10 protein-coding genes are annotated in these 9,256 nt (G+C 35.4%); 9 read left to right on the forward strand and 1 reads right to left on the reverse strand.

Annotated elements, in window-relative coordinates:
- Positions 1-141: 141 nt before the first annotated feature.
- Positions 142-414: a hypothetical protein gene (locus AB685_RS23470; RefSeq protein ID WP_047973001.1), complete on the reverse strand. Its 273-nt coding sequence runs from the start codon at positions 412-414 to the stop codon at positions 142-144.
- A 189-nt stretch (positions 415-603) separates the two neighbouring features.
- On the opposite strand from AB685_RS23470, the gene AB685_RS23475 reads away from it, so the two are divergent.
- The 9 genes from AB685_RS23475 to AB685_RS29890 all read left to right on the forward strand — a co-directional run bounded on the left by AB685_RS23475 (position 604) and on the right by AB685_RS29890 (position 9,093).
- Complete coding sequence (locus AB685_RS23475) at positions 604-2,133, forward strand: flotillin family protein (RefSeq protein ID WP_047973007.1); 1,530 nt, start codon at positions 604-606, stop codon at positions 2,131-2,133.
- Between the two features lie 553 nt (positions 2,134-2,686).
- Positions 2,687-3,571, forward strand: a complete 885-nt coding sequence (locus tag AB685_RS23480; RefSeq protein WP_053073932.1) for a helix-turn-helix domain-containing protein — start codon at positions 2,687-2,689, stop codon at positions 3,569-3,571.
- Between the two features lie 262 nt (positions 3,572-3,833).
- A complete protein-coding gene (locus AB685_RS23485) occupies positions 3,834-4,382 on the forward strand; it encodes a hypothetical protein (protein ID WP_053073933.1) in 549 nt (182 codons plus the stop codon).
- The gene (locus tag AB685_RS23490) at positions 4,372-4,623 is read left to right on the forward strand and encodes an acyl carrier protein (RefSeq protein WP_047973003.1); all 252 of its coding nucleotides are present in this window, start codon (positions 4,372-4,374) and stop codon (positions 4,621-4,623) included. The genes AB685_RS23485 and AB685_RS23490 overlap by 11 nt, the downstream gene beginning before the upstream one ends.
- Positions 4,624-5,073, forward strand: a complete 450-nt coding sequence (fabZ, locus tag AB685_RS23495) for a 3-hydroxyacyl-ACP dehydratase FabZ (protein ID WP_053073934.1) — start codon at positions 4,624-4,626, stop codon at positions 5,071-5,073.
- A 13-nt stretch (positions 5,074-5,086) separates the two neighbouring features.
- On the forward strand, positions 5,087-6,280 hold the full coding sequence (locus tag AB685_RS23500) for a beta-ketoacyl-[acyl-carrier-protein] synthase family protein (RefSeq protein WP_053073935.1): 1,194 nt from the start codon (positions 5,087-5,089) through the stop codon (positions 6,278-6,280).
- A gap of 16 nt (positions 6,281-6,296) precedes the next feature.
- Positions 6,297-7,292, forward strand: a complete 996-nt coding sequence (locus AB685_RS23505; RefSeq protein WP_047973005.1) for a beta-ketoacyl synthase N-terminal-like domain-containing protein — start codon at positions 6,297-6,299, stop codon at positions 7,290-7,292.
- Positions 7,289-8,011 carry a 3-oxoacyl-ACP reductase FabG gene (gene fabG, locus AB685_RS23510; RefSeq protein ID WP_047973006.1) on the forward strand — a complete coding sequence of 241 codons (723 nt, stop codon included), beginning with the start codon at positions 7,289-7,291 and terminating at the stop codon, positions 8,009-8,011. Before AB685_RS23505 ends, fabG begins: the two co-directional genes overlap by 4 nt.
- Positions 8,011-9,093 carry a GNAT family N-acetyltransferase gene (locus AB685_RS29890; protein ID WP_053073936.1) on the forward strand — a complete coding sequence of 361 codons (1,083 nt, stop codon included), beginning with the start codon at positions 8,011-8,013 and terminating at the stop codon, positions 9,091-9,093. The genes fabG and AB685_RS29890 overlap by 1 nt, the downstream gene beginning before the upstream one ends.
- The last annotated feature ends 163 nt before the right edge of the window (positions 9,094-9,256 follow it).

The raw sequence follows: 9,256 nt of genomic DNA on the forward strand, positions 1-9,256 counted from the left end.
CTAAGCTAGAGATTCGACTTCTACTTATAAAAAACCTCTATTTGAGTTTAGATGCTTGTGTTGATACTACCTTGTTTTATCTCCTAAAAAAGAATCCAACCTCTTATGGAAGAGAGGTTGGATTCCAATTAAAAATAGAGATTAGTAATGTACATCAAAGTATGCATCGATATAAGGCCAGCCTTCAATATCATAACGATAAATGAGATTACCTTCTTTATCAATATATCCTTCATAATCCGTACGAGTTTCAAAGTCATAATCAATAATAAACGCTAGTCCATTTGAGTAACTGGTAGCCCATTCATAGCCATGCTCATTATCAAAAACAATGTCACCATCTGTATTAATAAAATGATATTCTTCAAATCGATCAAGGACTAAAGCGTACCCATCGGCGAGTACTTTCGACACCTGTATTTTGGTTTTAAGTAGATGAAAAGGAAATAAGTAGGGTTTTACCGGTCATGGGTCCTTATTTAAATGAATGAAACTATATTTACAAAAAAGTGAAACATTTACAAATTATAGCCGTATATAAGAGTACATGGGCTTTCATACATACTTAGCTCAATCTAAAAGTTTGGAGTGGTGCGTTTTATGATGGGTATGATTTGGTTGATCATTAGTGGTATTTTACTTTTCGTTTTATTAGTTGTAGGTGGGGTTGGTTTCTTTATTTTCAAAAAGCGTTATAGAACGGCTAGCTCGAACCAAGCGTTAATCATTACTGGACCGAAGCTTGGTGATCCAGAAGAAGATGCGAGAATTTTCTTTGATGATAATGGAAGAAGCTTGAAAATCATTCGAGGTGGGGGTATTCGTTTAAAGATGTTCCAAACGTGTACACCAGTTGACTTAAACTCCTTTCAAATCAAGTTAACGACGCCTAAAGTTTACACGTCACAAGGGGTTCCGGTTATCGCTGATGCTGTTACTTCTGTGAAGATTGCTGATTCATTAATAGGAATTGCCAATTATGCAGAACAATTTCTTGGGAAGAAGCAAGGTGAAATTGAAGGCGAAGTGTCAAAGGTTCTGGGTACGAATTTGCGTGCGATTTTATCAAAAATGACTGTCGAACAAATTAATAATGACCGAGAATCGTTTAATCACCAAGTGCAGGATATTGCCCAGCAAGAATTAGATAATATGGGATTTAAGATTACTTCTTTTGGTTTAGATGATCTTCGCGATGCTGATGAAGAGAACGGCTACTTAGAAAACCTAGGACGACCGAGAATCGCTGAAATCCGCAAAAAGGCTGACATGGCAGAATCTGATGCAGAAAAAGAAACAAGAATGTACAAAGCAAGAAATGATCAAGAAGCCCAAGATGAAGAAAACAAACGCTTAAGTGCCATTGCTGAATCTAAGAAAGAAAAGGATATCAAGCAAGCTCAAATTAAAGAAGAAACAGAACGAGCAAGGGCCAAGTCTGAACAATCATACGAACTGGAAAGAGCTAGACTTGCTCAACAAGTAAAAGAAGAAGAAATGAAGATCCAATACATCGAACGTCAGCGCCAAGTTGAGCTCGAGCTAGAGGAACAGAAGAAACGTAAGACGTTAGCCGATGCGGATGCTTATGATATTAAAGCAAACGCAGAAGCAGAAGCAGAAAAAGCGCGCATTGACGGAGAAACAAAAGCATTAATTGAAAAGCAAAAAGGTCTGGCAGAAGCAGAAGTCATCCGTGAGAGAGGTCGTGCAGAAGCAGAAGCGAAAGAGCTGATGGCTGCAGCGATGGAAAAATACGGAGAAGCTGCTATCCTTGAGATGTTCATTGATATGCTTCCTAAATATGCTCGTGAAGTGGCACAGCCTCTTTCTCAAATTGAAGAGATGAAGGTCATTGACTTTGGCGGTGCTGATTCCAATGGAGGCGCTGCAAAAATCACAGGCAACGTCACAAGAACGATGGTGGGCCTACAAGAAAGTTTAAAGGAAAGCACGGGAATGGATTTAAAAGCAATGCTTGAGAGCTTTGTCTCCCGAGGCCAGGTCAACAATTTTGAAAAAGCATTGACTGAAATGGCAGCTGGGGAGGATGAGAAAGCGGAAGAGCGTGAGGGAGAATCTTCTTCAGTGGAATCAGAAGGAGAAGTTCGTGAAGACCAGAATGATAAATAAATATGGAAAGAGCAGAGGTCCTGTTTTGGGCCTCTGCTTTTTTGCGTGCGCTTTTTAATTTATGTTCTATAGCTGAAAAGGAACTCTAGCTCTAAAGGGTCGTCCTATTATTAATTGCTGTTATTCTTCGAAACTCACATGACTATAAATGACAAATTAAGGTGACTATTCCTATAACAATCAAAAAGCGTGCAAGAGTAATAAACTCCTATACGCTTTTTATCAGAAAATCCTATGTATGAATACCAGGTAAAGTCTGGATTGTTTCATCTTGATTATTATCTACAGAACTATGACTGATTGAGCTCGTCCCAACACCACTAATTAATGCGAAAGAAAATAAAATTACAAATAGCTTTTTCACTTCGAGATCATCTCCATTTAAATCAAATTTTTATTTCTTTGTTACTGGTACTATAATCTCATATTAATTAAACCCGTGTAATGTCTTTCTGTGATATATAGATTATAATAGTTCCTAATATTGGCATTAATTCGTGAATTTTTGATATAATATATACAAATTGTTATATATGACTGAATGGGTGATTAAATGGAACCTTTTAGAATCGGACATACTATAAAAGATTTGAGGAAGTATTACAAAATCTCGCAAAAAGAGTTAGCAGATGGTGTTTGTACCCAAGCAATGATTAGTAGAATTGAAACGGACGACCTATATCCCTCTGCCCCTATTCTCTTTCAGATTGCAGAAAAATTGGGGGTGGATATTAATTATTTCTTTAATTTAAGTGAGACACCACGATTGGATTATGCTCAAGAAGTTTGTTCACAGATTAGGATGCTGGTGAGGCAAACTAGGTATAAAGAGGCTATGGAAATGATCAATTTAGAGAAGCGTAATCCCTTATTTCGGAAAGGTGCATTCTATCAGTTTCTAATTTGGCAAGAAGCCATCTGTTACTTTTATATCACTAGAGATGAAGAAAAGAGTTTTACATTATTAGACGAAGCTCTTCGTTTAAAAAGTACTGCTAAAGATCATTTATCTCAACATGAATTGGAGATCTTAACTAGTAAAGCTATTATTTATTGTGACCTTGAAAATTATGATGAATCGATACGTATTTTTGAAGAGTGTTTATTAATGCTTAAAACAATGCCAGCTAATAATATTTCTAAGCTTGAGATAAGAATATTATATAACCTAGCAAGGTCCTTTCATTTAAAACAAAAGTACTTAAAGTCAATTGAAACATCTTCAAAGGGAATAAATTTGTGCATCAAAGAGGAATCTTTATATTTATTAGGTGAACTATATTATCAAAAAGGGGAGAGCCTCTATAATTTAAATGAAATTAAACATGCACGAACTTGTTTGGAGTACTCCTTGTGGGTTTTTGAGAGAACCAACAATGTAACATTTTATCAATATGTACAAAATGAAAAGGACAAGATGATAGACAATATTCATTAAGGTGAAAATTAAGAAAGACTTTCCGTTTAGGGAGGTCTTTTTGTGATGAGGAAACAAATATAACAAATTTTATATTTTGATTATATACCTAGATATAGTCCAAGAAAGTGTCTGGAATTTTGAGTAGCAAATCCTGAGATGGAAAAAACAATATAAGTTTTTTTATATTACACTAAATCACGAGTCAAGTTCAGCTACATCACAAGTTGTTTGACTAAATAGTGTATGAACTAAGGGAGGGATTATTATTATTGAGGCTACAGTGATTCAAGATGAAGAAAAGTTAAAAGAGTTTTATGAGTTAAGGTATCAAACATTTGTTGTTGACCAAGGTGCAGCACCAAGATCTTTTTACCCTGATCAGCAATTGAAAGATGATTTTGACAAAGATGGGATCCATATTGGCTGCTATCTGGATGAAAGGTTGGTGGGCACCCTCTCACTTATTCTTAAAAAAGATGATTTATTAATGATAGAGAAAGTTCATGGATTAGAGAGTGATGATACGAACAAATACGCTGAGGCTATGAGGTTCATTATTGTGGAAGATGAAGTCACAAAAAAGCTGAGTGTGAAGGGAACAATTGTAGCAAAGATCTTGAAAGAACTAGATAAAGCAATTATGGAACACGAAATCACACATGTGTATGTCCAGAGTTCGGAAAAGGGTCAGAAACTTTATGAAAATATTGGTTTTGAAGTAATTGGGGATTACAAGATGTATGAAGGTATCTCGAATGAATGTCCAATGCTGCTTGATATTAATAAAGCCAATCATAAAATTTTACAGGGGGTAAGTAATGATGATTAAAGATGTAGAAGTTCAAAAGTTGAAAGAGATTATTGCAGAAGTGCTAGAAGTTGAAGTGGAAGAAGTTGAAATGGAAACGGATCTAGTTGAGGAATTAGAAGCAGACTCGATGATGGCTTTAGAAATTATGGCTACGATTGAAAAAGAATTTGGAATGAAAATTCCTGAAGATGAGTTACCTAATTTCGGTTCTCTAAAAGAGATCTCAGAAGTGTTAGATAAATTGAAAGTAGTTCAATAAATGAATGTTATGACTGCACAAATGCCATTAGAGATGGACGATTTAATGAAGATTTTACCACAGCGATATCCTATGTTAATGCTAGATAGAGTCATTGAAGTAAAAGGTGAAAAGATTATTGCACTAAAAAACATTAGTGGAAATGAGCCCTGCTTTGCCGGGCATTTTCCTACTAAGAAGGTCTTCCCTGGAGTCCTACTGACTGAAGCGATTGCTCAAGCTAGCATTGTACTACTCCAATATGGAGAGGAAACAAAATCTGATGGGTTACCGGTTCTCTACCATACGAATGTGAAATTCAAAAAGCTCATCCTCCCTGGTGATCAACTTATCATTCACGTCAACCTTAGAAAAAAAGTAAAAGCATCAGCTATTGTAGAAACCGCAGTTTATATTAATGAAGATTTGGCTGCCAGTGGAAGTTTAACCTTTACGATGATAGAAGTATGAGGGGGAAGGTACGTTGAAAAGAGTAGTTATTACCGGCATGGGAGTTACTTCATCAATTGGAGATACGATTGATGATTTTTGGGGGGCTTGTACACGAGGTGAATCTGGGGTTTCAGAGATTAGTAAAGAAGGGCTAGATCTATTAGAACCCAAATATGGAGGTCAAATTCATAATTTCGACCCTTCTAAATCTGTGTTTATTAATGATTATTTATCTATTGGTCGAGGATCTCAGCTTTTAATAWCAAGTATTCGTCAAGCATTAGATAATGCTAAGTTAAAGCAGCCTGAGTATGAATATGCGGATTTGTTCGTGGGAACAACGATGGGCGAGGTAACTGTGGAAAAAACAAATTTGGATGTTTATTCTAATGAAAAAAGCTCAGCTGTTTTATTAGAACAAAATCATTTAAAAAACATGCTAGTATTTGCAGCTAAAGAGTTTGGACTAATGGGGTACTCTTCCTTGATTACAAATGCATGTGCAGCAGGTAACTACGCGACCATTCAGGCTTTTGAACAAATAAGGCGAAATAAATCCAAGGTTGCTATATCTGCTGGTACTGATCCATTCTCAACGGTTGCCTATTATGGCTTTAATCGTTTAAAAGCTATCTCACCTGATAGGTGCAGACCTTTTGATAAAAATCGAAAAGGGATGCAAGTAGCAGAAGGATCTGCATGTCTAGTATTAGAGGAACTAGAACATGCTCTCGATCGTGGAGCGACTATTTATGCAGAAGTGGGAGGATACGGGGTGAGTTGCGATGCCCATCATATCACCTCACCACATCCTGAATCATCTGGGATTATTAAAGCGACAACAAATGCATTAAACTATGCAAAAATTCAATCGAGTGAAGTTGATTATATAAGTGCACATGGAACTGGAACAAGTGCCAATGATCGAGTAGAATCCTTTGCAATTAACACTATTTTTGGCAAACACACACCTACAAGTTCGGTAAAATCTATGCTCGGTCATACGATGGGAGCGGCTAGTTCCATAGAGAGTGTCGTCAGTTGTTTAGCGATTAGAGATAACGTTGCACCACCGACAATAAACTTTGAGACACCTGATGACGATTGTYAAATCGACTGTATTCCGAATGTTGCCAGGGAGTATAAGATAAATACCGTTATTAATAATTCGTATGCATTTGGTGGAACGAATGCTAGTGTTTTATTTAAACAATTTACACATTAAAAAGGAGGTGTTTCTATTGAGTGAGAAAATAGCGATTACTGGAATAGGGTGTATTTCACCGTGGGGAGATACGATCACTTCTCTTAAAGAAGGATATAACAAACAGGTACAAAGGCGTAGGTTAAATATAGTTAAAGACTTTGATCTCAAAACTTATACTAATCGAAAAGGTCTACGTACGCTTCCTAAATCTACAAAAATGGCAATTGCATCTACACAGTTAGCACTTGAGGATGCAAGATTGTCAGGTAATGAAGAAGTTGATGTTGATCGTATTGGAGTGTTCGTGGGGAACTCTATGAGTTATGTTAACAATATTAGTGACTTTCTTGAAACAGCTTATCAAAATAGCGCAGAATTAGTTAGTCCTATCAAGTTTCCGAATACGGTTCTAAACAATGTATCTGGATGGGTGTCTATCGTATTTAATTTTAAAGGTATTAACAGCACTGTGAATACAGGGAACACATCTGGCATTGATGCGTTAATCCAAGCAAAAAGTTATATAGAAAACGGAATTATCGATAAAGCTGTTGTAATTGGAGTAGAAGACATCGGAAAAGGTGTTTTACATAACGAATTTAATGGTATGCTCCCTGATAAATGTCTGACAGAATCATCGATTTCCATTGTATTAGAAAAGGATACTAACCTTGAAAAAGAATATTATGGGCATGTGAATGAGATAGATTCGTGGATGGATTATGCACTTGGAAAAAAATGTTGGTGTGATAAGGTAAACCAATTTGTAAATGATAAACCAAATATAAAGAATGTTATATGGGGGTCTGCTAATCAAGTAGATGACATAGTTGCTGATTATTTTAATAATGATGAAAAAAAAGCGATTAACAAAGAAAACATAACTCCATATATAGGGCTTTCTTATTCTGTATCTGGTTTATTTAAAATAGTTTTTAGTCTATACAAACAAGRCGAGACCTTGATTGTGGAAACGAATGAAACTGGGAATCAATCGTTATTAACAGTTCAAACTGTAGAAAAGGTGTGAGGAGTTTGGAGAAAGTTGCACTTATTACTGGTGGTTCAAAAGGGATTGGTGAAGGTATTGTAAAAGATTTGGCTTCAAGAGGATGGATAGTCTATTTCACTTATAGTACAAGCAATATACAAGCAATTGAAATTCAAAAAGAACATCCTAATACGTTTTGTTATCAAGCTGATGTTGGTGATTATCAATTAGCTAAAAAACTCGTTAAAGAAATTATTAACAAACATGGAAAAATTGATTGTTTAGTTAACAATGCTGGGATTACGAAAGATAAAACAATTGGATTTATGAGCGAAGCGAACTGGAGATCTGTCATAGATACAAACTTAACGGGCACATTTAATTATTGTAAGTTTGTTGCAAAAGAGATGATCAAGATTAAAAAGGGTGTGATCATAAACATCTCATCGGTGTCCGGTATCATTGGTCTTCCTGGTCAAACAAATTATTCAGCATCAAAAGCAGGTGTCATTAGTTTAACAAAAGCTTTAGCCAAAGAAGTAGGACCTTTTGGTGTTAGGGTGAACACAATTAGTCCGGGATTTATTCATACGCCAATGACTGAAAGTTTAGACACTGATCGAATCGTTCAGAATATATCTCTAAAAAGAATGGGAGAACTAGAAGATATCACAGGATTGGTACACTTCTTAACTACAAAGGACTCTGCCTATATCACAGGTCATAACTTTGTAGTTGATGGAGGTTTAGCCATTTAATGAAGATAACTATTTATTATTCTTATGACGATATCGACTTTGCTCACCGTAAAGAAATAGAAAAGAACTTTCTGAACTCTAGTGAACTTTCTAAAGAGTGGTTGCTGTTTCTTGAAAAGAATCTATGTAATTACGAACCTATTTACTTTTTGGGTTTATCTGAGAGCGGCGTAGAGTATTTTTGTACAGGATTTACTGTAAAGAAATTAAATGTAGCAAACTACTTATCTGGAACGCTGAAGAAAGTTTTCGATTATCTAGATAAGATGTACTTAAATCCTCTTAAATACAATGTGGTCTTCATTAAAAATCCTCTATCTAATTTTGAAGGGATTCACAGTCATTCCACTGATCAATTAGGTGCATTCTTAGACCAATGTAAACGCAAGGTTTATAAAGAGTTAAAGTGTGACTCTATATTTGTAAGTAATGTTGAGAGCGAAAACCTCAACCAAAAGCTTGGGGAAGCAAAATTTATCAAGATCCCTTTTTATCCCAATACAGAATTGGATACTGCATATGATACTTTTGACGATTACTTGAAAAAATTAAAGAAGAAAAAAAGGTGGGACGTCAAAAATAAAATTAAACTTTTTCATGAATATGGAGCTACCATTGAAATTGTTGACAGCGATAAAATAGATAATTTTTCAAGGGTTCTTGAACTATACAATAATACCGCTGAAAAAGGAGAGGCCTCTCCTTACCCCATTAATTACTCAGAAGAATCTTTTCACGATTGGGCATTTATGGGTGAAGCGTATAAGTGGATCATCATGAAGTATGACAAAGACATTATTGCATTTGCCTTAATTGTTGAGGAGAATGATGTTCTTTTGTTTAAGCATGTAGGCATGGACTATCACCATTCGTTACCCAGTAATGCTTATTTTAATTTATATTATTCTGCAATCCAGTATGCAATAGAAAAAGGAATATCAAAAATGTATTGTGGGCCAACCACTTATGAAACAAAAAAAAGCATAGGCTGCCAATTGATCGAACTCAATTCTTTTATCTCTATTAAAAATTGGTTCTTACAAAGAGTCATTAGTAAAGTGCTTACAAAAGCGTTTGGATAATGATTGGAGTTGAGATAAATGAAAAAACTATTGTATATTGTTTTTGTTTTTAATTTTTTGTTTAGCTTATTAACAGCTATCTTGCCTTTATTAGTTTTTGAAGTGACTGGTTCGCCCGCTACTTCAGGTTATGTGTTAACAACGTTCATGTTAGCTTTGTTAG

The sequence above is a fragment of the Bacillus sp. LL01 genome, assembly GCF_001037965.1.

Bases quoted from the DNA above. Each gene is read 5' to 3' on its own strand.
- AB685_RS23480 (WP_053073932.1), top strand. From the start codon at position 2,687: ATGGAACCTTTTAGAATCGGACATACTATAAAAGATTTGAGGAAGTAT.
- AB685_RS29890 (WP_053073936.1), top strand. From the start codon at position 8,011: ATGAAGATAACTATTTATTATTCTTATGACGATATCGACTTTGCTCAC.
- AB685_RS23475 (WP_047973007.1), top strand. From the start codon at position 604: ATGGGTATGATTTGGTTGATCATTAGTGGTATTTTACTTTTCGTTTTA.
- fabZ (WP_053073934.1), top strand. From the start codon at position 4,624: ATGAATGTTATGACTGCACAAATGCCATTAGAGATGGACGATTTAATG.
- AB685_RS23490 (WP_047973003.1), top strand. From the start codon at position 4,372: ATGATGATTAAAGATGTAGAAGTTCAAAAGTTGAAAGAGATTATTGCA.